This window comes from Streptomyces sp. NPDC001852, assembly GCF_042891825.1.
GTDB lineage: Bacteria > Actinomycetota > Actinomycetes > Streptomycetales > Streptomycetaceae > Streptomyces.
On record NZ_JBIATN010000007.1, the window covers coordinates 306,236 to 331,716 of the forward strand.

Below are 25,481 nucleotides of genomic sequence, written 5' to 3' on the forward strand. Positions count from 1 at the left end.
CTCAGAGCCAGCCCTTCTCCCGCGCGGTGCGTACCGCCTCCGCCCTGTTCCGTACCGCCAGTTTCTGGATGGCCGTGGAGAGGTAGTTGCGGACCGTGCCCTGGGAGAGGTGGAGGGCCTTGGCCAGTTCGGCGTTGGTGGAGCCGTCGGCGGCGGCGCGGAGCACCTCGCGTTCGCGCTCGGTGAGCGGGTTGGCGCCTTCGGCGAGTGCCGCGGCGGCGAGCGTGGGGTCGATGACCCGCTCGCCGGACAGCACCTTGCGGATCGCCTCGGCGAGCTGGGCGGCCGGGGCGTCCTTGACGAGGAAGGCGTCGGCGCCTGCTTCCATGGCGCTGCGCAGATAGCCGGGGCGCCCGAAGGTCGTCAGCACGACCAGCTTGACCTGCGGGAACTCCCGGTGGACCTGGGCGGCCGCCTCGATACCGGTGCAGCCGGGCATCTCGATGTCGAGCAGCGCCACGTCCACGCCGTGCGCGCCGACGGCCGCCAGCACCTGGTCCCCGCGCGCGACCTGGGCGACGACCTCGATGTCCTCCTCCAGGCCGAGCAGCGCGGCCAGGGCCTCGCGGACCATCGACTGGTCCTCGGCCAGGAGAACCTTGATCGTGCTCGTCATGCCCCGGATCCTACGTCCCCCGCAGGGGCCGCGGGGACGCGGGCGACCAGCCGGAATCCGTGCTTGATCCGGCCCGCCTCCAGGGTGCCGCCGGCCTTCTCCAGCCGCTCCATCAGCCCGCTCAGGCCGTTGCCGGGGATCCCGCCGGCCTCGCCGGATCCGTTGTCCTCGACGGAGAGTTCGAGCAGGGCGCCGTCGAGGGTCTGGCGGTGGGTGAGCTGCACGAGGCACCTGTCGGCGCCGCTGTGCCGGACCACGTTGGTGACCGCCTCGCGCAGCGCCCAGGCGAGCGCGGACTCGGACTCCTCGGGGACGCCGTCGAGAGCGGGCTCGGCGGGCACCTCTGCGGTGACGCCGGCGGCGGTCAGGGCGACCTGGGCGCCGGCGAGCTCGGCGCCGAGCCGGGCGCGCCGGTAGCCGGTGACGGCCTCCCGGACGTCGACCAGGGCCTGCCGGCTGACCTGTTCGATGTCGGCGACCTGCTGCGCCGCCTTGTCGGGGTGGTCGGGCAGCATCCGGCCGGCCAGCTCGCTCTTCAGGGTGATCAGGGAGAGCGAGTGACCGAGCAGGTCGTGCAGGTCGCGGGCGAGCCGCAGCCGCTCCTCGTTCGCGGCGAGCTGGGCGACGGTGGCCCGGGCCTTGCGCAACTCGATCGTCGTACGGACCAGTTGGCCGACGCCGATCATCGCGAACCCGATCATCGGGACGAGGAGCAGGGTCACGTCCGGCTTCTCGTGCCAGCGCAGTCCGACGAGGGCCATCGCCACGGTCGCCGCGGGAATCGCCCAGAACGCGGCCCGGACCGGCATGGTGGCCCCGCAGGCGACGGAGAGGTAGACGAACAGGCCGAGCCAGGCGGGGCCGAGGGTGTAGACCAGGAGGGGGGCGAGGACGGCCATGACCGAGATCATCGAGACGACGGTCCTCGGCGAGAACGGCCGTCCCATGTTCCGGAAGACCAGCGACAGGTAGGTGACGACGAAGGCGGTCAGGCCGAGCGCGCCCGCCACCGTGCCGCCCGTGGTGTGCCGGCCGCTGGTCAGATCCTGGACCGGGGAGCTGAGAAAGATCAGCCAGACCCCGATCCACAGCGACTTGACCACGAGCTCGCGCCGGTTGCCCGGCCCCTGGCCGATCCGCACCTGGGGCTCCTGCCGCCGCTCGCCGGTCCGCGGGTCTTCCGTCATCGTGCTCACGCCTTCAGCGTGTCCTTCCGGTACAGCCAGGCCGCGCCGCCCGCGAAGAGGACGAAGTAGACGGCGAGGACGGCGACGTCCGTCGCGTGCGGGGCCTGGCTCTGTTCGATCGCCCGCCCCAGTGCAGCGTACGCGTGCGTGGGCAGCCACTTCGCGATGTCCTGCAGGAACTGCGGGAACGTCGTGGTCGGCATCCACAGGCCGCCGAGGATCGACAGGCCGAAGTAGATGATCATCGTGATCGGACGGACCGCGTCACCGGAGGCGACATAGCCGATGGCGACGCCGAGCGCGGCGAAGACGAGGCTGCCCGCCCAGATGACCCCGGTGAGGGCGGCCCACTGCCAGGCGTCCAGACGGACGTGCTTGATCCCGGCGGCGGCCAGGAACACCACGACGATCGACGGCAGGCTCACCACGGCGGCGCTGGCCGTCTTGGCAAGGACATAGCCGCGGCCCGGCAGCGGGGTCAGCCGCAGCTGCCGTACCCAGCCGCCCTCGCGCTCCTTGGCGATGCGCTCGCTGTTGCCCATCAGCACCGCGGTCAGAGCGCCGAAGGAGGCCATGGAGACCATCATGTACGTCGCGACGCTCAGGCCCGTGCCGTCGTCGACCTTGGAGGTGTCCTTGGCGTTGCCCGCGATGATCAGGAACAGGATGGCCGGGTAGAGCACCGAGAAGAACAGGAACTTCTTGTTGCGCAGGGCACGCGCCAGTTCCAGCTTGATCAGGGCGTTCATGACTGCTTGGCCTCCTCGGCCTCCGTGATGGCGACGAAGGCCTGCTCCAGACCGAGACCGGCGACTTCGAGATTGCGGGGGTAGACACCGAGGCCGTACAGGGCGTGCACGGTGGCGTCGGCGTCGGACGACTGGATGCGGACGGTCTGGCCGGACACGTCTATCGAGGTCAGGAACGGCAGGCCGCGCAGGGCGGCCTCGTCGATCTCGCCCTCCAGGTCGAAGGAGACCCGGCGGGCGCCGGCCTTGGCCTTGATCTCGGCGGCGGTGCCGTCGGCGAGGAGCCGGCCGCGGTGCAGCACCAGGACCCGGTCGGCGATGGCGTCGGCCTCTTCGAGGTAGTGGGTCGCGAAGAGGACCGTACGGCCCTGGTCGGCCTGCTCGCGCATGGTGGCCCAGAAGGCCTGGCGGGCGGAGACGTCCATGCCGGTGGTCGGCTCGTCCAGGATGATCAGGTCGCTGTCGCCCGCGGTGGCGAGGGCGAAGCGGACGCGCTGGGCCTGGCCGCCGGAGAGCTTGTTGACCTTGCGGTCGGCGATCTGCGCGATGCCCGCGCGGGCCATGACGTCCGCGGCCTTGTACGGCTTCGGGTGCAGCGAGCAGCCCAGCTTGACCAGTTCCTCGACGGTGACCTCGTCCATCAGCCCGCCGCTCTGCAGCATCGCGCCGACCCGTCCGGCGACGATCGCCTCGCGCGGGGTGCCGCCGAAGAGGCTCACCGTGCCGCCGTCGGGCTGCTTGAGGCCGAGGAGCAGGTCGAGGGTGGTGGACTTGCCGGCGCCGTTCGGGCCGAGGAGGGCGACGGTCTCGCCCGGGTACAGCCGGAGCGAGAGCCCGTCGACGGCCCGCACGCTGCCGTACGTCTTGCTCACCTGGTCGAAGCCGACCACCGGGGTGGTGGCCGGTGCCGCAGTTGTCGTCATGGCGTCCATGGTCGCGGCACGGGGCCGGGGCCCGGCAGTGTCGGGGGTCCTGAGTGCCGGATGACAGATGTCATGCCGTTCGGGTGACGTCGCGTGCCGGGCATGCCGAAGGGGGCGCCCGCCGAACGCCGGACGCCCCCTGTCGTGTGTGACGCGGCTAACTCGGGTGGGTCGAGATGACCGCGACCCGGTTGGTCGTGCTCATCAGGGCCTGGCGCAGGGCGACATAGACGTCCTGCGGGGTGACGGGCGTCTTGCTGCCGTTGCCGCGGGTGATGAGCACGCCGTCGAAGGCCCCGCCGTAGAGCTGCTTCAGGGCGTTCAGGTCGGGCTTGTCGACCAGCTTGCCGTCCGAAGTGGGCACCACCTTGAGGAACTTCCAGAGCGATTTCTCCGGGCTCATCAGCACCACATGGCCCGCGCCCGCCGACACGGTCACCTTGGCCGACATCGCCGGTTTCGCGAAGAGCTTCATCTCCTGGTCGACCGCCGCGTTCGACACCGTCGGCTGCCTGGTCGTCGTCGGGACGGTGACCGGGGTCGGCGTGCCCGTCTCCACCAGCGTGCGGTAGGCCTGTTCGACCGCCTGGGTGGACCCGGCTGCGTCGATGGCCTTGCCCGCCTTGCCGTAGACGGCGACCGCCCGGCCCGGCTTGAAGTCGATACCGCCCTCGACGACCGAGCCGGAGCCGCCGCCGGCCTGCTGGAGGGCGGCCTGGAGCTTCTCCTCGTCCACCGGCATCTCGGGGTCGATCACCCGCTTCTGCCCGAAGAGCGAGCCGATGACGTGGACCGGGTTGTAGTCGCTGGTCGCGGCCTTGCTCACGGTGGCCTGGAAGTCGAACTGGAGACCGGCGTTCTCCGGGGTGATGCTGACCGTGTTGCCGCCGACGGACAGCTTCAGCGGCTTGTTCACCCGGCCGCCGAAGGCGTCGTCGAGCTTCTTGACGGCGTCGTCCCGGGTGCCGCCGCCGATGTCCACGCCGAGCACCGTGGTGCCCTTGGGCACGTCGGTGTGGTTCATCAGCAGTCCGGCGCCGTAGGCACCGCCCACCACGACGACCACGCCGGCGCCCAGCAGCACCAGCTTGCTGCGGCCCTTCTTCTTCGGCTTGGCCTGCGCCTTGGGCGCGCCGGACGGCTCCGGCCGGGACGGGGCCTGCGCGGCCGTGCCGCCGGCGGGGGTGCCGCCGAACGGGGAGTCACCGCCGCCGGGGACGACCGGGATGCCGCTGGTGACGGTGTGTCCGGAGACGTTGTCCGGGCGGTAGCCGGGCGTGCCCGGTTCGGGGGCCGGCTTCTGCGGGGTGAGGATCGCGGTGTCGTCGCTGAGCCCGCCGCCCGGCCCGAGACCGGTGGGGCCGGGGCCGGCCGCCGGGGCGCCGGGTCCGGCGGGGCCGCCGCCGGGGCGGCCGGGGCCGGCGGGCCCTTCGAGGCCGGCGATGTCGGTGATGGCGCTGCGCGGGGGCCGGCCGGACGGGGTGCCCTGGCCGCCGTGACCGCCCGTACCGGACAGGCCGTCGAAGGGTTCGCCGGCCGACGGGACGAGGGGGCCGTCGCCGGTGACCGGGCCGCTGGTGGGACCGGCCGGGCCCTGGGGGCCGCCGGGACCGCCGTGGCCGTGCGGGCCGTTGAAGCCGCTGGGACCACCGGGGCCGCCGAGCCCGCCGAGGCCGTTCGTGCCGGGGGCGCCGGGGAAGCCGTTCTGGCCGTTGGCACCCGGGGTGCCGCCGAAGCCGTCGTGGCCGCCCGCACCGGCCGTGCCCGTGCCGTCGAAGCCGTCCTGACCGCCGTTCTCCGAGAAGTACGGCAGGTCGTCGCGGCGCGGTTCACCGCCGGGCGCGCCGGGGCGGGAGCCGCCCGCCAGCGGACCCGCGTTCAGCGCCTCGGTCACGTCGAAGGAGCCGGTGCCGCCGCCGTGTCCGGGGGCGACGGGGCCGCCGGTGGCGCCGGGCAGGCCCTTGCCGTTGCCGGAGCGGGTGGCGCCCGGGACGCTCATGGCGCCGACCACACCGCCGGGGCGTCCACCGGAGCGTGCGCCGGTGGTACCGGACGTACCGGACGCTCCCGGACCACCCGGACGGGTGCCCGACGTGCCGGGGGCGGTGGTGGAACCGCCGGGCGTGCCGGTCCCGTTCGTGCCGCCACCTCCCGGACCGCCCTTGCCGGCGGAGGACTTGCGGGGCGCGAACCAGTCGCTGGTCTTGTCCTCGGCCTGGGCCGCGGGCTCGGCGGGCGGCTCGGCGGTGCCGGGGGCCGTCTGGTCGGCCGCGGGCCGCGTGTCACGGGCGGGCGCCTCGTCCCCGGCGCCGTCGGTGTCCCCGACGGGCTTGCGCACGACGACCGGCGGGATGGGCCTGGATCCGGGGATGTTGATCCGGATCCTCGTCGTCAGCGTGGTCTCGGTCTTCTTCTCCTCCGGCCGCGTGGCCGAACGGCCGGCGTCCGTACCGTCGTCGGAAGCCATGGGGGTCCCGTACGGCGGCGTGCCAGAGGGGTATGCGGCTCCGCCGCGCCCGTTGGGCCCGGAGGACGGAGTGTCAGTTTCACGACTCAAGGCAGGTTCTCCCAGTTGGCTCCGCCGCCCTTACGACCTGACTGCTCGGGCGGCTCGGCGGCGCGCACCACCATACTGGCCACTTCTCGCGCTCATCCCAGGACCGCTGAGGAAACCCACACCGGACTCGCACGTGCGCCGCACCGCGAAGTGGTACGTCACTTGCCAAGTCGGGCGGGACCGCCCTGAGGTTGCCGCCCGGCGCCCAGCGTGGCACAGATCACAGCGAGGGCCATGCCGCCGAGCAGGAAGAGGTAGGAGCCGAGTCCCGCGCCGAACAGGAAGTCGCCTTCCGGGCGCGCGGTGGTGAGGAAGATGACCGTGATGATCCAGCCCACCACCGGTGCGACCGCCCCGGCCCGGCCGCCCGTGGCGTACGCCCCGCCGAGGAACAGCCCGGCCGCGCCCGCGAGGGCGAGCAGCAGCCCGCCGGGGAACCAGGCGGCCTGGACGAGGGTGCCGGCGGTAGCGATGACGGCACCGAGCAGGAAAAGGCCGGCATAGGCGGCGATCCGTCCGGCCGAGGGCCGCCCGAGCGGCTGGGCGAGCATCGGGCCCTGTCCGTTGCCGCTCACGCCCCCGCCTCCTCGATGCCCGCGAACAGGTCGGTCTCCCCGGGCCGGGCCTCGCCGCGCACCAACTCGTAGTACTCGGTGGTGAACAGCGGCTGGGCCAGTTCGTTGGAGAGCGCGAAGTAGGGCTCGGCCACCTCGATCTGGGTGACGTGGGCGCGCATCGCGGCGGCCTTGGCGGCGGCGAAGGCGCTCCCGTCCACGCTGGTGGTGACCCGCTCGTCGTCGACCACGCCGGGTACGTCCGCCACGCTGGCGCTCTTCTCGAAGGGCAGTACGGCCAGCTCGTCCTGGAGCCGGGCGAAGGCGGCCTCGGCGACGGAGCGCGGGACGCGGTTCCAGTAGACCTTGTCGGTCCGGTGCCCGCGCTCGTCCGCCAGTTCGACGGCGCGCATGGCGACGCGGTGGGCCTGGATGTGGTCCGGGTGGCCGTAGCCGCCGTTGTCGTCGTACGTCACGAGAACCTGGGGGCGAACCTCCAGGATCACCTCGGCGAGCTGCCCGGCGGCGGCGTCGACGTCGGCCTGCCAGAAGCACCCGGGGTCGTCGTTGTCCGGAATGCCCATCATCCCGGAGTCGCCGTACCGCCCCGCGCCGCCCAGCAGCCGGGCGTCCGTCACCCCCAGCGCGCGCACGGCGCCGGCCAGCTCCCCGCGCCGGTGCGCACCCAGGGCGGGCCCGGTCAGGTGCCGCAGCTCCGGCGGGATGACCTCGCCCCGCTCCCCGAGGGTGCAGGTGACCAGGGTGACGTGCGCACCCTCGGCCGCGTACCTGGCCATGGTGGCGCCGTTGTTGATCGACTCGTCGTCCGGGTGCGCGTGCACCAGGAGGAGACGCCGGGCGGGGAGTTCCGTCATGGGTCCACCCTACGAGGTCCCTACGAGGGACTTGCGTCTTCGCCGTCGAGGACATGAGCGATGGCCAGCGCGATCCGCTCGATCCAGTCGATGGCGTCCGTCACCTCTGCCTCGTCTATGGGGCGCCGCTGCTTCAGGTCGCCGTCGATCAGGTCGGCGTCATGCGCGATCTTGTTACGCCGCTGGGTGATCTCCAGATAGCGGCTGCGGAGTCTCTTCTCGTTGAGCGAGGTACGCCCCTGGAAGAACTCCTTGTTGATGCATCCCGCGGCCTCGTACCAGACCTTTTTCTCGGTCACGAGCTTCAGCACCTCGGAAATCTTTCCGGGGTGCTGGAGTGCCTGGGGCGCGAGCTTCTCCCGCAAGTGCTCGACCACGGCTTCGGACAGGGTCACGTCCCCTCGCCGCACTGCCTCCACCCGGTGCAGGGGAAGCTCGTAGACCCTGAGCTGGTACGGCATCTCGGGGCTGCCCTTGGCCGCCAGCTCGGCGACCCGGCGCAGGACCTCCTCATGGAGCCAGTGGTCTATGGCCGCGACCGCCTGCACCCAGGCCGCCCGGTAGAAGTCGTCGATGTCGATCGTCGGGGACCGGAACGGGGACAGCATCCCGCCGGCTCGGACCATGCGCCGGGCGTAGGACAGGTTCGTCATGAACGCCTCGAACTGGCGTGTCTGCGGTGTGGAAACGGCCATGCCCTACCCCGTGGGAATTCATCGCGACGATCTTCGATCTTCACGAGAACGATTCCCGAGACGGAGGGGGGTCAGTCAAGACGGGCGATGGCGCCACGGGCCAAGGTGGCCGAAACCTGCTCATCCGTATCCGGAAGACACCCCTCAGCGTGAGGTCTGTGGTTCTTCCGGGGAGCTTTCGTCCTTGTAGCGCGGCAGTCCGTCGGTGGAGATGGTCCAGTCGGCGATCGTGACGTCCTCGCCGTAGACGAAGTCCTTGCGGGTGGCGTAGCGGGGGCCGTGCGGGGTGGGGTGGATGTCGGTGAAGACGGCGCCGGTGCCGGTACGGGGGTCGAAGATCGCGTAGACGGGGATGCCCATCAGGGGGTAGTCACGGACCTTGCCCACCCAGTCGTTGTCAGGGTTGGAGCGGGAGACGACTTCGATGGCCGCGAAGACCGTACGGGGATCGATGGAACCTTCGACATTGAGGTCGGTCCAGGCGATCACCATGACGTCCGGGTGCCGCATGAGGTTCTCGGGCTCGTCTTCCACATCAGGTGTGCCGTTGTGGGCCAAGAGCTCGTCCGGCATCTCCCTCTCCAGACGGCGGCTGACATATGCAGCCGTGACTTCGTGTGGGCCCCCGGGCGACATCATGTCGTGAACGATCCCTTCCTTGGTGATTTCGAATTTCCCCGGGATGACGTCATCCATCGACTGGATGACGTCCCGCATGGTCCGGTACAGGTGGGAAGCGCCCTGCCTGGGGTTGTCCGGTGCAACGGTCATGGCGCTCGCTCCTCGTCGTCTGTGCCCAGGGGCAAGGATCGTCGCATTCATGCTAGGCGGCCTCCAGGAGATCGGTTCGGCAGTCGCGGCAGCGGGTTCCGGGGTCGGGTGAGCGGAAGGCGCGGTCGCAGCCGTCGCAGTTCCGCATCGGGTGCCGGGGTGGCTGCGGGACGGCTGGCGCCCGGAACGGCGGCGGAGGCGGTAGCTGGGCGGTCAGGCGGTGCGCCAGGAGCGCCGCGGGGCGTCGAACGCCCTCCGGCGGCAGGTCGGCGGTCAAGGCACGGCGTACGGCGGCGGGGGTGACGTCCCGTTCCAGCCAGGCGGCGACGCCGGGGGCCAGGTGGGCCGTGTCGCGGGCTGAGAGGAGCAGCCGGGGGTCGTGGCGGTGGAGGTCCGCGAGGAGGCTGGCGGCGGCTTCCAGGAGCGCGGGGGCGGCGAACGCGGGGCTCGGCACGGCGGGGAGCGGTTTGCGGGGAGCCGGCTTCTCGCGCGTCCCGCGCGGCGTGCTGCCCTCGCAAACCTCCTGCATCTGCGAGGTCTCCGCCGCCCGGGTCCGGGGGCGGCCGGGGACCACGGTGGGGTGGCGGGCCGCGGCCGGCTGGTTGCAGGAGACCGTGCGGGTGACGATGCGACCGGTGGGGGTGCGGTGGCGCTCGCGCCGCAAGTAGCCGTGGGCCTCCAGCTCGCGCAGGGCGGCGGCGATACGTGTGGCTCCCTCGGGAAACCGGGCAGCGAGGGTCTTGATGTCGGCCGGGGCACCCTGCGGCAGCGACTGGAGGTGCACGCCAAGTCCGATCGCGAGGAGCGATAGTTCCCTGTGCTGGGCCAGGTGGTTGCCGACCACCGTGAAGCGCGTGGTGTGACGGGAGTTGTCGTGCTGGAGCCCGCCGGAGCGGTGGGCCGTGCCGGGACGCCGGTTCGGGTGCTTGTCGCCCGCAATCCGGGCCTGGGCGTGCGGCGGCACGCTAGGGTTCTGGGTACCCATCGGGAAGCTGATTCCTTCCTCGGTGGTCAGGCCCTCGCACTGGGATTGCCGTCCCGGCGGGGGCCGTCTCATGTCTGCGGTTGTGGTGGTGCGCTGCGCTGAGCGTCGAGCCTTGGCGGCTGCGAAATCCAGTCGGACCGGAGATGTTCACCCGCCCGAGTGAGTGCGACCACGGGCGGGAGGGGTGGGGTTTGGCGGGGTCCTTTCCCCCAGCGTTCTTTGTCTTTCAGCCGCCGACGGCACCGGAGCGCGTGGAGTCGGGTTCCGGTGACGTGAGGCCGATCTCCGCCCAGACGGTCTTGCGCGGAAAGCGCCCTTCGCTGGTTCCCCACCGGTCGGCGAGTGCGTCCACCAGGAGCAGCCCCCGGCCCGACTCGGCGTCGGCTCCGGGCTCCCGCAGCACGGGCCGCCGGTCACCGCGTGTGTCGGTGACCTCGATGCGGAGCGTGCCGCCGACCACGTAGAGCGTCAGGCGGAAGCTGCGGCCGGGGACGCGGCCGTGGGTGGCCGCGTTGGCCGCCAGCTCGGCGACGACGTGACTCGCCCGCTCGTCCGGGAGCCCCCAGTTCCGCAGCGCGTTCACCGCGAGCAGCCGGGCGAGGCGGGCACCGCGCGGGGTGCAGGACAGCAGCATGCTGAAGTTGCGGACCCTGCCGTCGGGTTGGGTCCTGGTCTCGGCGAATTCCTGATTCACGTCACTCAGCGTGGCCGACCGGGCATACCGTGAGGAGTAATCACGGGGTTGCGTACGGTGATCGTCCAAGGCTTGTCCGGTGCTGTCCGGACTGTCGGCACGGCTCGTGCGCGCGGGACGTGACGGTACGGAGCAGCGCTACGGAGGGGCACGCATGTCGGTGAACGGTGAGGCGGTGCGGGTCGAGACCGGAACGGAGCAGACCGACGAGCCGGGCTGGGAGGTGGATCCGGACGACGACTGGGCGCTCGCCGTGGTGGCCACGGTGGGACGGCAGTTGAGGCTCCGCCGGGAGGCGGCCGGCATGCGGGTCGGCGAGTTCGCGGTGGCGGTCGGGTACGGCGAGGATCTCGTCTACAAGATCGAGGCCGGGAAGCGCATCCCCCGGCCCGAGTATCTGGACACGGCGGACGAGGTGCTGGACGCCAAGGGCCTCATCGCGGCGATGAGGGAGGACGTGAAGAAGGTCCGGTACCCGAAGAAGGTGAGGGATCTGGCGCAGATGGAGGCGCGGGCGGTGGAGCTTCAGCTCTACGATCCCTTGAACATCCACGGGCTGTTGCAGACGCCTGATTACGCACGCGGACTGCTCCTCATGAGGCGCCCCGCCTACCCAGCGGATGAGGTGGAGCGGTTCATCTCAGCGCGAGTGGCCCGCAAAGCCGTCTTTGAACGGGACCCTGCCCCAGAGCTCAGTTTCGTCCTGGAGGAGTGGACACTTCGGCGTCCGTTGGGCGGGAAGGAAAGGCTGCGTCAACAACTGGAACACCTACTGGAAGTCGGACAGTTGCGGAACGTCGAGCTGCAAGTGATGCCGATGGAGCGCGAGGAGCATGCCGGTCTTGCGGGCGGCATCGAGGTGCTGAAGTTCGAGGACGGTTCGATGGTGGGGCGCTCACCGGCGGTCGCCAACGGTCGACCGGTATCCGAGCCCAGGCAGCTCCGTATCCTGGAACTCCGGTATGGAATCATCCGGGCGCAGGCCCTCACGCCGCGTGAGTCGGCCTCATTCATCGAGCAACTGCTGGGGGAGACATGAGCCGCAAGACCTCGTCCGGGGACGCCTCCGACCTGGCGTGGTTCAAGAGCAGCTACAGCAGCAGCAGCGAGGGAGACTCCTGCGTCGAGGTCGCCACCGAGCCCGGCACCGTCCACGTCCGCGACTCCAAGAACGTCGAGGGTCCCCGGCTGGCCTTCGCCCCCGCCGCGTGGGGCTGCTTCGTGCCGCACGCGGTCGAGGGCTGATCCAGCGGGCCTCTACTCGACCTCGGCCTCCGGTACGTCCACGTCGCCGCCCAGGGAGCGGGCGATGGCCGTGAACTCCGTCAGGGCGGACTGGAGGTCGCGGACGATCTCCTCGGCGATCATCTCGGGCGGCAGACCGCTGTCGGCGTCGTCGAGGGCGGGGTCCTTCATCCACGTGATGTCGAGGTTGACTTTGTCGCGGGCGATCAGGTCCTCGTAGCTGAACTTCTTGAACGGCCCGTTCTCGCCCTCGGACGCGACACGGGAGGAGCGGGGCTCGCCCGGTCGGTAGGCCGCCACGAAGTCGTCCAGGTGGGCGCGGGTGAGCGGGCGCTGCTTGAGCGTGAAGTGCTGGCCCGTGCGGAAGTCGTACACCCACGTCTCGGTGGTGTGGGGCTTCCCGTCCGCGCGGGGGGGCTTTTTCTCGAAGAAGAGGACGTTCGCCTTCACGCCGCCCGCGTAGAAGATGCCCGTGGGCAGCCGCAGGATGGTGTGCAGGTCGAACTCGTCGAGCAGCTTGCGGCGGACCTTCTCGCCCGCGCCGCCCTCGAAGAGGACGTTGTCCGGCAGAACGACGGCGGCGCGTCCGCCGACCGCCGTCAGCGACATGATGTGCTGCAGGAAGTTGAGCTGCTTGTTGGTGGTCGTCGCGGTGAAGTCGTCGCGGTCGTACTGGACGTCGTCCTTCTCGACCTCGCCGTCCTGACCGATCACGGTGATCGCGGACTTGCGGCCGAAGGGCGGGTTCGCGAGGACCAGGGTGGCGTGCTTGCCGCTGGGCTTGTCCGCGAGGGCGTCCCCGACGGTGATCAGGTTCGGGCCGTCGCTCTTGCCGATGCCGTGGAGGAGCATGTTCATCGCGGCGAGGCGGGCGGTGCCGGTGACGAGTTCATTGCCCCAGATCTTGCGACCCTCGTCGTAGGTCCTGCGCTCGTCCAGCGACATGGTCTTCATGTGGTGGTCGCGGATGTAGGCGTGGGCCGCGATGAGGAAGCCGCCGGTTCCGCAGGCCGGGTCGGTGATCGTGTCGTCCGGGCCGGGCTGCATGACGTCGACCATGGCGTCGATGAGGGGCCGGGGTGTGAAGTACTGGCCGGCGCCGGTCTTGGTGTCCGAGGCGCCCTTCGCGAGCAGGCCCTCGTAGGCGTCGCCCTTGAGGTCGGTGCCGGTCACCATCCATTCCTCACGGCCGATCAGGTCGACGACGAGCTTTTCGAGGAGGGCGGGCTTGGTGATCCGGTTCTGGGCCTCGGCGAAGATCGTCCCGATGGTGGTGTCGGGATGGCGACCGAGGTGTTCCAGGACCGCCCGGTAGTGCTTCTCCAGCTCGGGGCCGCGCTTGGTGACGAGGGACTGCCAGTTGTACTCGGCGGGCACGATCGCGCTCATGTCCCTCCCGTCCCACGGGTCGTTCTCCATCTCGTCGACCATCTTGAGGAAGAGCAGGTAGGAGAGCTGCTCGACGTACTCGATGGTGGACATGCCGTTGTCCCGGAGGACGTTGCAGTAGTTCCAGAGCTTGGCGACGAGCGTGTTCGTCTGGGCGACCGCCTTGGCCGTCTTGACCGGCTCTGCGGCGGGCTGCTGGGCGTCTGCGGGGGCGGTCACAGGTCGAACTCCTGCTGTACGGCGAGGGCGGGGACGGGGGTCGGTTGGGGGGCCGGAGCGGCTGGCTCGGCGGCTCGCTGGGCGGGTGGCTTCGCCGGCTGCCTGGCCGCGACTTTGCGCGTGCGCTTGGTCTTAGGTTGAGCAGCGCGCTCGACGCGGAGACGGGTCAGTACATCATGGGCAGGCTCGTCATCCGGATTTTGCGGAACCAGCTTGCCGCTGAAGGCCGTGCCCAACAGCGCGTTCCGGAGTCGGGCCGACCTCCGCCGTGCGCGATTCAGCTCTGCGGAGATACGGGAAACGCGGTCAAACTGCTCTTTTGCCTCTGTAACGACACGCTCCTGCTCCTCCAATGATGGAACAGGGATGGTGAAATCCTCGATCGCAGCTTGATCAATCTTCGGCATCGAGCCGGCGAGCCCTTTGGCTCGCGACTTGAAATAAGAGCGCCCACGACGACTCTGCAAAACCAGAGTCGCGTACGCGGGAAGTACGTCCTCGTTCACTCGGACGCGGATCAACAAGTCCGGGTAGATGGCCCAGTTATCAGGCCCGGTGTATAGGGCGGCCGTACCGACGAGATCCGGCGTGTTCGACCTCTGAACAAGGATGTCACCTGAGGTCAGCCACAGATCCCGCACTCGATTCGGGTCAGCGACTGTCAATTTCGTATTCGCGTCGCTGAAATCTCCCTGCGTAACTGCTGTCAGGTTGAGCGTACGAATACCGGACGAGTCCGTGGTCGCCTTAGCGGAGTGCCCGTTGCGCAGTGGTTCCTTCAGCAGGTCGCCGAGTCGCTTGACGGGAACATCGCCAATTTTTTCCAGCGCAGCCGCCAGGGCCGCGGACTTCAGCCCTCGGGCTCGTCGCTGACCCACATTCAGGCTGCCAACGGCCACGTCAAGCCGCGACAACTGCACTTCCAGAGCCTCGACGATCCTGTGCTGCTCCGAAAGAGACGGCAACGCGACTGGCATTCCTCGCAAAGCATCCTGCGAGAGGTTGCGCATCGCATCCTTGGTACCGCTCGCTTTTTCCTCGACGTAGGCGCGGGCCTGAGGGGAGCGCAAGAAATGCAAAAGCCAGCGTTTATCGACAAACTCCCGCGGAATCAGACGCAAGCTTTTATCCGACAGAAGCAGCCTAGGGCGGCAAGGCCCGACCAAAACTGGGGCACCAACGTATGCCTTGGTGTTGGCCCTGCTTACAAGCATGTCACCCGGGGAGATTTCATAAGCGGGATTTATGTCGCGCCCTGCCGGAACAGCCTTGTTCTCGTCAGGATCAAAGGAGCCCCACGTCATGGCGCTCACCTTGATGATGCCCCACTCCTCAGGAAGGGCAGGACGCGGCTCGCAGGTGAAGGATTTACCGGCTTCAATGCGGTGAAGCAAGTCACCCAGTTCAGCCCAAGCCCACCCCGCCGGAAGCTCGCTCTCCCCGTCCACGCCGCCGCTCTCGCTCAAGCCAGTTCCTGATTCAGCTCATCCAACAGTTCCAGCGCCCGGTCCTTGTCGCCGAAGGCCCGCATGAAGCCCCGGCCTCCGCCGCGCTCCGAGAAGGGTGCGACGGAGAAGTCCCCGGGCTCTATGCCGACGTCGACGGCGATGGCGTTCTTTATCCGCTCCAGCCACCACAGCTGGTCGTCGGTGAACTCCACGCCCGCCTGCCGCTGCCGCAGCAGCCAGCCCTCGAAGCGCTCCTCGACCACCGTACGGTACGGCCGCAGCTCGTCGTCCGCGCCCAGTTCGAAGCGGATGATCCGCATGAGATCGCCGAGACCCGCCTCCTTGCCGGGGCCGGCCGCCGCCCTGCCGAGCTGTTCGTAGTGGTCCCAGAGGACCCCCGTCGTCCAGGAACGGTTCGTCGCACGGATGCGGCCCGCGAGTTCCTTCAGCGCCGCCCGTGCCTCGCGCGGAGGCACCTTCACCCCGCTGCCCAGCGCTACCCGGATCGCCGCGTTCTCGTCGCGCTGCTCCTTCTCCAAGAGGGCGTTCCACTCGGCGATCTCCTTGCGTGCCCGCTCCTCCCTCGGGATCTCGCGCAGCTCTGTGACCTTCACCTCGGTCGTCTCGTCGTAGGTGAGGTCCTGCTGGTGGCGGATCTCCAGGATCAGCTTGCGCAGCTCCGGGCGGGCGGTGAGCGGCGCCACCGCGTCCTGGACCAGCTTCTGCGCCAGTTCGGGGCCGCCCTCGTGCCGGGCACGGTCCTGGGTGTCCACGTCCACCGCGTCCGTGATGCGGCGGGCCAGGTCGGCCAGGCTCACTCCCCCGGACGTCTGGGCCAGGAGCGTCCTCTCCTCGTCTCCCAGCTGTCGGTCGATACGGGCCAGGCGGCGGGCCAGCGTCTCCGCCTCGTCGGCCGTCAGGGACCGCGTGCCGGCCTTGTCGAGGAGCTTGGCCAGCGGGATGCCGCGCTGTGCCCCGGCCGGGATCAGCGGGCGGGCGTCCACCAGCGGGGAGTCGGTGACGCCGACCGCGTCGATGAGGACGAAGCGGTCCTTCTTCAGGTCGGGCGCCGCGTCCGGGGTGACCGCCTTCAGATCGTCCGCGTCGATGGAGCGGGCGCCCCGCCCCTTCATCTGCTCGAACATCACCGGGCTCTTCACCGACCGCAGGAAGATCACGCACTCCAGCGGCTTCACGTCCGTGCCCGTGGCGATCATGTCGACGGTGACCGCGACGCGCAGCCGAGGCGAGTTGCGCAGGTCGTTGATCAGGGCCTCGGGGTCGTCACCGTTGTCGCGGGAGCGGTAGGTGATCTTCTTGGCGAACTCGTCGCCCCGGCCGAAGACCTGCTTGACCTGCTTGAGCACCTCGTCGGCGTGGTCGTCGTAGGGGCCGGCGAAGATCAGGGTCTTGGGGACGTCGGCACGGCCGGGGAACCAGCGCTTCCAGTTGTCCCGGTAGACCGTCAGCACGGCACGGACCTCGTCCTCCGTGATGACCGTGCGGCCGATCTGCGGGGCGGTGTAGGTGAAGTCCTCGTCCAGCTCCTCGTACCGCTGGGCACGGGTCTGCCGGTCGCGAATGCGGACCGTCGTGCCCGCCTCGATCGTCGCGACGGCGCCCTCGTCCCGCAGGTCGGTCTTGATGCGCACGATGTCGAAGTCGACGTTGACGCCGTCGGCGACGGCCTGCTCGTAGGTGTAGCGCGAGACCTCGTTGTGGTCGAAGAAGCCCTTGGTCTGGCGGGTGGGCGTGGCGGTGAGGCCGACGAGGTGGGCGTCGAAGTACTCCAGGACCCCGCGCCACAGGCCGTAGATCGAGCGGTGGCACTCGTCGACGACGATCACGTCGAAGGACTCGATCGGGACATCGGGGTTGTACTCGACCGTGATCGGCTCGTCCGCCACGTAGGACTCGTCCAGGGGCGAGGTCGCGTCGTCCTCGCGGTCCTCGGTCTCCGGCCCGTCCTCCAACGGCTCGCCCTTCAGGAGGGCGTACATCCGCTGGATCGTCGAGACGACGACCGAGGAGGTCTCCTGGAGGCCGCCGCGGCCCAGCATGTCGACGTTGTAGAGGTCGGTGAGCTTCCGGTTCTCGTCCGGCGTGCGGTACTTGTCGAACTCCGCGCGGGCCTGGCGGCCGAGGTTGTTGCGGTCGACGAGGAAGAGGACCCGGCGGGCACCGGCGTACCGGAGCAGCCGGTAGGTTTCGGTGACGGCGGTGAACGTCTTGCCGGCGCCCGTGGCCATCTGTATGAGGGCGCGCGGCTGGTCGGCCGCCAGGGAGCCCTCCAGACCCGTGATGGCCTCCACCTGAGCCATGCGCAGGCCGTGGGTCTCCAGCAGCGGCATGCGGGTCCGCAGGGCCGCTCGGAAGGTCGGCGCGTCCGGGTGCTCGTCGGCGTGCCGCATCCACGCGAGGACGGTGTCCGGGCGGTGGAAGGTGAAGACCTCGCGGGAGCGGGCGTCCGGGTCCACACGGTTGAGGAAGTACGTCTCGGTGCCGGTGGTGGCGTAGCGGAACGCGAAGGGCTCGTCGCGGCGCCACACGGCCATGGCGTGCTCCTTGAGCACGCCCGCCGCGTACCGCTCGTTCTGGGCGAGGGCACCGGCCAGGGGGGTCCCCTCGCGCTTGGCCTCGATGACGCCGACGATCTTCCCGCCGACGTAGAGGACGTAGTCGGCACGGCCGGTGGCGAGGGTGAACTCGCGGATGGCGACGCCCGTACCCGCCAGTGGATTGGCGTCCGTCTTGTCCTGGATCAGCCAGCCCGCCTTGGCCAGCATGGTGTCGATCTTCTCCCGTGCCTGCACCTCGTTGAGCGGGGCGGGGCGCTGGGCGCGCTCCACGATCGCGTCACGGGCGGCGGAGGCGACCGGTCGGGGCTTGAGCCGCTCGACGTCGTACCGCTGCTGGTGGGTGGCCCTCAGTTCCGCGACCTGCGCCCGCAGTTCCTCCACCTGTGCGGCGTACGTCGCCTTGGCCTGCTCGGCGCTGGCGATGATCCTCTCGGCCTCGGCACGGGCCCGGCGCTCTGCCTCCAGGCGGTCGCCGGCCTCCGACAGCTTCACGCGGGACTCGGCGAGCGTGCGCTGGTGTCCCTCCAGCGTCTCGCGAAGCTCCGCGAGTTCCTGCGGGTCGGTCTCCGGCGTCTCGGCTGGGAGCGTGGGCGGGACGAACGCGGTCACCGCGCGGGTGCCGCCCATGGCGCGGTCGAAGAGGTCGCCGAGCTGCCAGCACAGTTTCAGAGCTTCCAGAGCCCTGGTGGTGTCGAAGAGGTGATTGTGCGCGGCGTCGTTGCGGCCCCGGCGCAGCTTGTGGAAGGCGTCACGGCTCCAGCCGACGAGGACGCCGGCCCGGGTCAGAGCGTTGATGCGGTCGACCTGGTTCGTCCCCTGCACGCGCGTACCCGTCCGCGTGACGAACTCCTCGGCCAGCACCTCACCGAACTGGCCAGCGCTGACGTAGGCGGCGTTCGGATTGGTGAAGACGGTGAGTTCGGCCTGGGAGCCGTAGATGGCGAGCAGCGGCTGGTATCCGTACAGACGTCCGAAGTTGGGGGACGCCTTCGCCAGCTCCCGAAGCCGCTTGTCCACGCTCTCGTCGTCCACCCTCCGGCCCCCCAGCCTCGCTCGTCCAGGACGGCACAGCTTACGGAGTCGGGTGGTTACAGGCAGCGGAATCGGACAGCTGGCGACCAGATCGGGTGGTCAGCCGTCCAGCCGCCGCCACGGCGGCCGTCAGAACTTGATGCTGCTGATCATGCTGGCGACGTTGGTCGTCAGCTGACTGATCGTGGGGGCGACGGTCGAGGAGGCGAGGTAGAAGCCGAGCAGCATGCAGACGAGCGCATGACCGCCCTTCAGCCCCGACTTCTTGATCAACAGGAAGACGATGATCGCCAGCAGCACCACCGCCGAAATCGAGAGTGCCACGGCGGCTCACCTCCAAAGATCGCCAGATCTAGATCAGTTGAGCAAATCCATGCAGACGCCAGCAGGTTCATACCCACACAGCGGTAGTGATCATAACTATCCGTGCTCGCGCATCGCTCGGCGCACGGCCGCACAAGGGGGCGCATGGCCAATATGGTCGGGGTATGACGACCGAGTCTGACTCCTTCCCCCGTCGGCACGCCCGGACGCAGCGGTTCACGCTCGGCGCGCCGCGCGCGTTCACGGTGGCACCCGACGGTACGCGTGTCGCGTTCCTGCGCTCCGGCTCCGGCACCGACCGGGCCAACTCCCTGTGGATCCTGGACCTTCCGGAGGGCGCGGAGCGCCTGGCGGCCGATCCCGGCGCCCTGCTCGGCGGCGCCCTGGAAGAACTCTCCGCCGAGGAGCGGGCGCGCCGGGAGCGCAGCCGGGAGGGAGGTGCCGGCATCGTCGGCTATGCCACCGACACCGCCCTGGAGTTGGCGTCTTTCGCCTTGTCAGGGCGGCTTTTCGTCGCCGAGCTGCAGGCGGGTACGGCGCGTGAACTCCGGGTCCCGGGGCCGGTGATCGACCCGCGTCCGTCGCCCGACGGCACGCATGTCGCGTACGTCGCGCAGGGGGCGCTGCGGGTGGTGGACGCCGGGGGCGAGGGCGACCGGGCGCTCGCCGAGCCGGAGCCCACGGACGGACCGGGGCGGGTCACCTACGGGCTCGCGGAGTTCGTCGCCGCCGAGGAGATGGGGCGTTCGCGGGGGTTCTGGTGGGCTCCGGACGGGCGCCGGCTGCTCGTGGCGCGCGTGGACGACACGCCGGTGCGGCGGTGGTGGATCGCCGATCCGGCCCACCCGGAACGTGAGCCGAACAACATCGCGTACCCGGCCGCCGGCACCCCCAACGCGGACGTACGGCTGTTCGTGCTGGGGCTCGACGGGGAGCGCACGGAGGTCGCGTGGGACCGGGACCGTTATCCGTATCTGGCCCGTGTGCACTGGTCAGGGGCGGGAGCGCCGCTGTTGCTGGTGCAGGCGCGGGACCAGCGCAGCCAGCTGTTCCTGGCGGTGGACCCGGACACGGGGGCCACCCGGATGGTGCACGCCGACGAAGATCCAAGTTGGCTGGAACTTTTCCCTGGGGTGCCGTGCTGGAGCCCGTCCGGGCAGCTCGTCCGGATCGCGGACGAGGGCGGCGCGCGGGTGCTGACGGTCGGCGAACGCCCCTTGACCAGCGCCCAGTTGCACCTCCGCGCAGTGCTGGACGTGGGCGACCACGACGTGCTTGTTTCCGCCTCGGCCGGCCCCGAGGCACCGGAGCCCGAGATCGGCCAGGTCCATGTGTACCGGGTGAACGAGCTGGGCGTGGAGCGCGTGTCACAGGAGCCCGGGGTCCACTCGGCGGTGCGCGGCGGCGGCGTGACCGTACTCGTGTCCGCGACGCCGGACACTCCGGGCTCCCGTGTCCAGGTGCTGCGTGACGGAAAACCGGCGGCGAGTGTCCGGTCGTACGCCGAAGATCCCGGTTTGTCCCCGCGGGTGACGCTCACCCAGGGGGGCGCACGTCGAATTCCGTGCGCCGTGCTTATGCCACGGGACTACCACGGCGACACTCCCCTGCCCGTCCTCATGGACCCCTACGGCGGCCCGCACGGCCAGCGGGTGCTCGCCGCGCACAACCCCCACCTCACCTCCCAGTGGTTCGCCGACCAGGGTTTCGCGGTGGTCGTGGCGGACGGGCGGGGCACTCCGGGGCACTCGCCGGCCTGGGAGAAGGCGGTCCGGGACGAGCTGGCGGCCGTCGTGCTCCAGGACCAGGTGGACGCGCTGCACGCGCTCGCCGGGCAGTTCCCGCTGGACCTGGGCCGGGTGGCGATCCGCGGCTGGTCCTTCGGCGGCTATCTGGCGGCGCTGGCGGTGCTGCGCCGCCCGGACGTCTTCCACGCGGCCGTCGTCGGCGCCCCGGTCACCGATCTGCGGCTGTACGACACCCACTACCAGGAGCGCTACCTCGGCCTCCCGGACGAGCAGCCGGAGGTCTACCGCCGCAACTCGCTGATCGACGACGCGGGCCTGGTCGGCGCGGCGGAGCCGCACCGGCCGATGATGATCGTCCACGGTCTCGCGGACGACAACGTCGTCGTGGCCCACTCCCTCCGGCTGTCCTCCGCCCTGCTCGCCGCGGGCCGCCCGCATGAGGTGCTGCCGCTGTCCGGGGTGACGCACATGACCCCGCAGGAGACGGTCGCGGAGAACCTGCTGCGGCTGCAGCTGGACTTCCTCCGGCGTGCGCTGCCCGATCAGGGAAAATGACCGTGAACCGCGTTAACGCGCAGGCAACTTCACGGAAGCGGTACCGATATACGGACGCGCGAGGCTGATCAGCGTACGGCCGTGCGGGTGCCGTAAGCGGGCCGGGGTGCGCCATGTCATCCCGGCCCGCTGCCGTACGCGCACTCCCACGGATCCCCCGCTTCCGGATTCCCCCCGCCTACGCCTCCTCCGCCGGAACGACCCGTTTCTCCTCGGCGAAGTGACAGGCCGAGGCGTGGGCCGCCGGGCCGGACGTGTCACGGAAGACGGCCGGCACCGCCAGGGCCGGTACCTCCCGGGCGCAGCGCTCCTGCGCCTTCCAGCAGCGGGTGCGGAAGCGGCAGCCGGAGGGGATGTTCGTCGGCGACGGCACGTCCCCGCTGAGAATGATCCGCTCACGCTGCTCCCTGGCCTCGGGATCCGGCACCGGGACCGCCGAGAGCAGGGCCTGGGTGTAGGGGTGGGTGGGGTGGTCGTAGATCTCGGCGTCCCCGCCGATCTCCACGATCCGCCCGAGGTACATCACCCCCACCCGGTCGGAGATGTGCCGGACGATGGACAGGTCGTGCGCGATGAACACATAGGAGAGGTCGAACTCCGACTGGAGACGGGCCAGGAGGTTGATCACCTGGGCCTGGACCGAGACGTCGAGGGCGGAGACCGGTTCGTCGGCGACGATCACCTCCGGGCGCAGCGCCAGACCCCGTGCGATGCCGATGCGCTGGCGCTGGCCGCCGGAGAACTGGTGCGGATAGCGGTTGATGTACTCGGGGTCGAGGCCGACCACGTCCAGCAGTTCCTGGACCCTGCGCCGCCGGTCGCCCTTGGGTGCGGCCTCGGGATGGATGTCGTACGGCTCCCCGATGATGTCGCCGACCGTCATCCGGGGGTTGAGGGAGGTGTACGGGTCCTGGAAGACCATCTGGATGTTGCGGCGTACGGCCTTCAGGGCCTTGCCGGACAGCCTGGTGATGTCCTCGCCCTTGAACCTGATGGACCCCGCCGTCGGCCGCTCCAGGTTGCAGAGCAGCTTGGCGACCGTCGACTTGCCGCAGCCCGACTCGCCGACGATGCCGAGGGTTTCGCCCTTGGCGAGGGTGAAGTCGACGCCGTCGACGGCCTTCACCGCGCCGATCTGCCGCTTGAACAGGATGCCCCGGGTGAGGGGGTAGTGCTTGACCAGTCCGGTCACTTCGAGGATCGGCTCAGTCACCGAGGTCGTCGAGGCCATCGAGGCACTCCCTCCAGAAGTGGCAGGCGCTGCCGCGGGTGCCGGAGACCTCGTACAGCGGGGGTTCGTCGGTGCGGCAGACGTCCCTCGCCATCGGGCAGCGCGGGTGGAAGGAGCAGCCCGGCGGGATGTGCATCAGGTTCGGCGGCAGGCCCTGGATGGCGTACAGCTGCTGCCCCTTCTGGTCCAGGCGCGGGATGGAGTCCAGCAGGCCGCGGGTGTACGGGTGGGCCGGCGCCTTGTAGATGTCACGGACGGGCGCGGACTCGACGATCTTCCCGGCGTACATGACCGCGATCCGGTCGGCCACGTCCGCGACGACCCCCAGATCATGGGTGATGAGAATGAGCCCCATGCGGTACTCGCGCTGCAACTCCGCGAGCAGGTCCATGACCTGGGCCTGGACGGTGACATCCAACGCCGTCGTCGGTTCGTCGGCGATGATCAGCGCCGGTTCCAGGGCCAGCGCCATGGCGATCATGATGCGCTGGCGCATACCGCCGGAGAACTGGTGGGGGTAGTCCCGCACCCGCTGGGCGGCACCCGGGATGCGCACCCGCTCCATCAGCTCGACGGCCCTGCCCCGCGCGTCCTTCTTCGACATCCCGCGGTGCACGACGAACATCTCGCCGAGCTGGTCCCCCACGGGGATGACGGGGTTGAGGGCCGACAGCGCGTCCTGGAAGATCATCGCCATTCCGGCGCCGCGGATCCTCCTCCGCTCCTCTTCCTTCAGTGTGAGCAGATCCCGCCCCTGGAACAGGATCCGGCCGCCCGTGACCTTTCCGGGCGGGGTGTCGAGGATGCCCATCACGGCCTGCGCGGTCACCGACTTGCCCGACCCCGACTCGCCGAGCACGGCCAGGGTCTCCCCCGCCGCCACCTCGTAACTCACCCCGTTGACGGCGTGCGCGACCCCGTCCCGGGTCCGGAACTCCACCTTCAGGTCCCGCACTTCCAGCAGCACGCCACCATCACCTCGTCTTCGGATCGAGGGCCTCACGGACTCCGGACTCCCCACCCTCACCCCGCACGTCCCGTGCCACGTCCCTCACCTCGGCTTCGGGTCGAGGGCGTCGCCGGATCGCGTCGCCGGGCAGGAGAGAGCCGGTGGCCGGACCGCCGGCACCTCCGAGGGCTGCGGCAGGGCGCACCACGCCCCTCCCACCGGCCCGCCGCCCGCACCGCACACCTCCAGTAGCACGTCCTTCACCTCAGCTTCGGGTCGAGGGCGTCGCGGACCGCGTCGCCGAGCATGATGAAGGCCAGGACCGTGACGGCCAGGGCGCCCGAGGGCCACAGCAGGGCGTGGGGGGCGTTGCGGATGTAGGGGGAGGCGGCGGAGATGTCGATGCCCCAGGAGACGCTGGGGGGTTTCAACCCCACGCCGAGGTACGACAGGGTCGCCTCCAGCGCGATGTAGGTGCCGAGGGCGATGGTCGCGACGACGATCACGGGGGCCACGGCGTTCGGCGCGATGTGGCGCAGCAGGATGCGGGAGTCGGAGGCGCCGAGCGCGCGGGCGGCCTGGACGTAGTCGTTCTGCTTGGCGGTGATGACCGAGCCGCGGGCGATGCGGCCGATCTGCGGCCAGCCGAGCAGCACCATGAAGCCGATGACCGGCCAGACCGTGTTGCTCGTCACCACCGACAGCAGGACGAGACCGCCGAGGACGACCGGGATGGCGAAGAAGATGTCCGTGATCCGGGACAGGACCGAGTCCCAGAAGCCGCCGAAGTAGCCCGCCAGGGACCCCAGTACCGACCCGGCGACGGCCACCCCGAGCGTCGCCAGCACGCCGACCGTGACGGAGGTACGGGCGCCGTACACCGTGCGCGTGTAGACGTTGCAGCCCTGGCCGTCGTACCCGAAGGGCGCGCCCGGCCCCGCGCCGTCCTGGGCCTTGGCGAGGTCGCACGTCAGGGGGCTGCCGGAGGCGATCGCCGAGGGCCACAGGGAGATGAAGACCAGGAAGCAGATCACCACGGCGGAGATCAGGAAGACCGGGTTGCGGCGCAGGTCCCGCCAGGCGTCGGACCAGAGAGAGCGCGGCCTGCCGGCCGGGCCCGTGCCCTCCGGGCCGCCCGGGGTCCGCTCCAGTGTGGCCGCCTCGCTCGCGCCCAGGTCCATCGCGCCGCCCATGCCGGTCCCGGCGATCGCGCGCTCGGGCTCGTACTGGTCAGGCATAGCGGATCCTCGGGTCGAGTACGGCGTACAGGAGGTCGACGAGGAGGTTGGCGACGAGGAAGACGAGGACGAGGACCGTCACGAAGCCGACGACCGTCTGGGTGTTCTGGCGCAGGATGCCCTGGTACAGCTGGAAGCCGACGCCGTGGATGTTGAAGATCCGCTCGGTGACGATCGCACCGCCCATCAGCGCGCCGATGTCGGCGCCGATGAAGGTGACCACGGGGATCAGCGAGTTGCGCAGCAGATGACGGACGACGACCCGGTGCCGGGGCAGGCCCTTGGCGATCGCCGTACGGACGTAGTCGGCCCGCTTGTTCTCCGCGATGGAGGTGCGGGTGAGCCGGGTGACGTAGGCGAGGGAGACGGAGGCGAGGACCAGGCCGGGCACGATCAGCTCGCCGAAGGTCGCGTACGCCGACACCGACGGCCTGATCCAGCCCCACTGGACGCCGAGCAGCAGCTGGAGCAGCAGACCGGTGACGAAGGTGGGGACGGAGATCACCACCAGGGTGGCCAGCAGCACCCCGGTGTCGACGGGCCGGCCGCGCCTGAGGCCCGTGAGCACGCCCAGGGTCACACCGATGACGATCTCGAAGAGGATGGCGACGATCGTGAGCCGGATGGTGACGGGGAACGCCGTCCCCATCAGCTCGGTGACCGGCTGGCCGTTGAACGCCGTACCGAAGTCTCCGGTGAAGACGTTCCCCATGTAGGTGAGGTACTGCTGCCAGAGCGGCTTGTCCAAGCCGAACTCCCGCTTCAGCTGGGCGGCCGTCGCCGGATCGCAGGCCCGCTCGCCGCACAGGCCGGCGATGGGATCCCCCATCACGTTGACCATGAGGAAGATCAGCAGGGTGGACCCGATGAACACGGGGATCATCTGGAGCAGCCGCCGTGCGACATAGCGCCCCATGC

General features: G+C 70.1%; 22 protein-coding genes. 3 read left to right on the top strand and 19 right to left on the bottom strand.

The features are described from left to right. Position 1: 1 nt before the first annotated feature. The 11 genes from ACFYZB_RS15335 to ACFYZB_RS15385 all read right to left on the bottom strand — a co-directional run bounded on the left by ACFYZB_RS15335 (position 2) and on the right by ACFYZB_RS15385 (position 10,546). A complete protein-coding gene (locus ACFYZB_RS15335) occupies positions 2-616 on the bottom strand; it encodes a response regulator transcription factor (protein WP_228623333.1) in 615 nt (204 codons plus the stop codon). Then, on the bottom strand, positions 613-1,803 hold the full coding sequence (locus tag ACFYZB_RS15340; protein WP_388758604.1) for a sensor histidine kinase: 1,191 nt from the start codon (positions 1,801-1,803) through the stop codon (positions 613-615). The genes ACFYZB_RS15335 and ACFYZB_RS15340 overlap by 4 nt, the downstream gene beginning before the upstream one ends. A gap of 5 nt (positions 1,804-1,808) precedes the next feature. After that, positions 1,809-2,552 carry an ABC transporter permease gene (locus ACFYZB_RS15345; RefSeq protein ID WP_388758527.1) on the bottom strand — a complete coding sequence of 248 codons (744 nt, stop codon included), beginning with the start codon at positions 2,550-2,552 and terminating at the stop codon, positions 1,809-1,811. Next, the gene (locus ACFYZB_RS15350; RefSeq protein WP_388758529.1) at positions 2,549-3,475 is read right to left on the bottom strand and encodes an ABC transporter ATP-binding protein; all 927 of its coding nucleotides are present in this window, start codon (positions 3,473-3,475) and stop codon (positions 2,549-2,551) included. Before ACFYZB_RS15350 ends, ACFYZB_RS15345 begins: the two co-directional genes overlap by 4 nt. Positions 3,476-3,632: 157 nt before the next feature. Next, positions 3,633-6,032, bottom strand: coding sequence for a hypothetical protein (locus ACFYZB_RS15355; protein WP_388758530.1), 2,400 nt, complete (start codon positions 6,030-6,032; stop codon positions 3,633-3,635). A gap of 158 nt (positions 6,033-6,190) precedes the next feature. Next, positions 6,191-6,583, bottom strand: coding sequence for a DUF6113 family protein (locus tag ACFYZB_RS15360; protein ID WP_388758606.1), 393 nt, complete (start codon positions 6,581-6,583; stop codon positions 6,191-6,193). A 20-nt stretch (positions 6,584-6,603) separates the two neighbouring features. Further along, entirely contained in the window at positions 6,604-7,461 is an 858-nt protein-coding gene (gene mshB, locus ACFYZB_RS15365) for an N-acetyl-1-D-myo-inositol-2-amino-2-deoxy-alpha-D-glucopyranoside deacetylase (protein WP_351207914.1), read from the bottom strand. A 20-nt stretch (positions 7,462-7,481) separates the two neighbouring features. Further along, entirely contained in the window at positions 7,482-8,156 is a 675-nt protein-coding gene (locus ACFYZB_RS15370) for a hypothetical protein (RefSeq protein WP_388758533.1), read from the bottom strand. 144 nt (positions 8,157-8,300) lie between these two features. Then, positions 8,301-8,927, bottom strand: a complete 627-nt coding sequence (locus ACFYZB_RS15375; protein WP_388758535.1) for a Uma2 family endonuclease — start codon at positions 8,925-8,927, stop codon at positions 8,301-8,303. Between the two features lie 52 nt (positions 8,928-8,979). Then, positions 8,980-9,912, bottom strand: coding sequence for a helix-turn-helix domain-containing protein (locus tag ACFYZB_RS15380; RefSeq protein WP_388758537.1), 933 nt, complete (start codon positions 9,910-9,912; stop codon positions 8,980-8,982). A 226-nt stretch (positions 9,913-10,138) separates the two neighbouring features. Then, the gene (locus ACFYZB_RS15385; protein WP_388758607.1) at positions 10,139-10,546 is read right to left on the bottom strand and encodes an ATP-binding protein; all 408 of its coding nucleotides are present in this window, start codon (positions 10,544-10,546) and stop codon (positions 10,139-10,141) included. A gap of 214 nt (positions 10,547-10,760) precedes the next feature. Between ACFYZB_RS15385 and ACFYZB_RS15390 the strand changes: the two genes are divergently transcribed. Both ACFYZB_RS15390 and ACFYZB_RS15395 read left to right on the top strand, forming a co-directional pair. Then, positions 10,761-11,645 carry a helix-turn-helix domain-containing protein gene (locus tag ACFYZB_RS15390; protein ID WP_388758539.1) on the top strand — a complete coding sequence of 295 codons (885 nt, stop codon included), beginning with the start codon at positions 10,761-10,763 and terminating at the stop codon, positions 11,643-11,645. Beyond that, entirely contained in the window at positions 11,642-11,851 is a 210-nt protein-coding gene (locus tag ACFYZB_RS15395; protein WP_388758541.1) for a DUF397 domain-containing protein, read from the top strand. The genes ACFYZB_RS15390 and ACFYZB_RS15395 overlap by 4 nt, the downstream gene beginning before the upstream one ends. Before the next feature lie 12 nt (positions 11,852-11,863). On the opposite strand, the gene ACFYZB_RS15400 is transcribed toward ACFYZB_RS15395, so the two are convergent. From ACFYZB_RS15400 to ACFYZB_RS15415, 4 genes are all read right to left on the bottom strand, one after another. After that, positions 11,864-13,459, bottom strand: a complete 1,596-nt coding sequence (locus ACFYZB_RS15400; protein ID WP_388758542.1) for an N-6 DNA methylase — start codon at positions 13,457-13,459, stop codon at positions 11,864-11,866. Next, the gene (locus ACFYZB_RS15405) at positions 13,456-14,925 is read right to left on the bottom strand and encodes a hypothetical protein (protein WP_388758544.1); all 1,470 of its coding nucleotides are present in this window, start codon (positions 14,923-14,925) and stop codon (positions 13,456-13,458) included. Before ACFYZB_RS15405 ends, ACFYZB_RS15400 begins: the two co-directional genes overlap by 4 nt. After that, a complete protein-coding gene (locus ACFYZB_RS15410) occupies positions 14,922-18,518 on the bottom strand; it encodes a DEAD/DEAH box helicase family protein (RefSeq protein ID WP_388758546.1) in 3,597 nt (1,198 codons plus the stop codon). Before ACFYZB_RS15410 ends, ACFYZB_RS15405 begins: the two co-directional genes overlap by 4 nt. A 129-nt stretch (positions 18,519-18,647) precedes the next feature. Beyond that, positions 18,648-18,842, bottom strand: a complete 195-nt coding sequence (locus ACFYZB_RS15415; RefSeq protein ID WP_055707280.1) for a hypothetical protein — start codon at positions 18,840-18,842, stop codon at positions 18,648-18,650. Positions 18,843-19,006: 164 nt separating this feature from the next. Here ACFYZB_RS15415 and ACFYZB_RS15420 point away from each other — a divergent pair, with 164 nt between their 5' ends. Next, positions 19,007-21,145: a prolyl oligopeptidase family serine peptidase gene (locus tag ACFYZB_RS15420; protein WP_388758548.1), complete on the top strand. Its 2,139-nt coding sequence runs from the start codon at positions 19,007-19,009 to the stop codon at positions 21,143-21,145. A gap of 178 nt (positions 21,146-21,323) precedes the next feature. Here the strand turns inward: ACFYZB_RS15420 and ACFYZB_RS15425 are convergent, their stop codons facing one another. The 4 genes from ACFYZB_RS15425 to ACFYZB_RS15440 all read right to left on the bottom strand — a co-directional run bounded on the left by ACFYZB_RS15425 (position 21,324) and on the right by ACFYZB_RS15440 (position 25,479). Beyond that, the gene (locus ACFYZB_RS15425; RefSeq protein WP_351207904.1) at positions 21,324-22,376 is read right to left on the bottom strand and encodes a dipeptide ABC transporter ATP-binding protein; all 1,053 of its coding nucleotides are present in this window, start codon (positions 22,374-22,376) and stop codon (positions 21,324-21,326) included. Beyond that, positions 22,351-23,343, bottom strand: coding sequence for an ABC transporter ATP-binding protein (locus ACFYZB_RS15430; protein ID WP_388758550.1), 993 nt, complete (start codon positions 23,341-23,343; stop codon positions 22,351-22,353). Before ACFYZB_RS15430 ends, ACFYZB_RS15425 begins: the two co-directional genes overlap by 26 nt. A 242-nt stretch (positions 23,344-23,585) precedes the next feature. Next, positions 23,586-24,563: an ABC transporter permease gene (locus tag ACFYZB_RS15435; RefSeq protein WP_351207900.1), complete on the bottom strand. Its 978-nt coding sequence runs from the start codon at positions 24,561-24,563 to the stop codon at positions 23,586-23,588. Next, on the bottom strand, positions 24,556-25,479 hold the full coding sequence (locus tag ACFYZB_RS15440) for an ABC transporter permease (protein WP_351207898.1): 924 nt from the start codon (positions 25,477-25,479) through the stop codon (positions 24,556-24,558). Before ACFYZB_RS15440 ends, ACFYZB_RS15435 begins: the two co-directional genes overlap by 8 nt. Positions 25,480-25,481 lie beyond the last annotated feature (2 nt).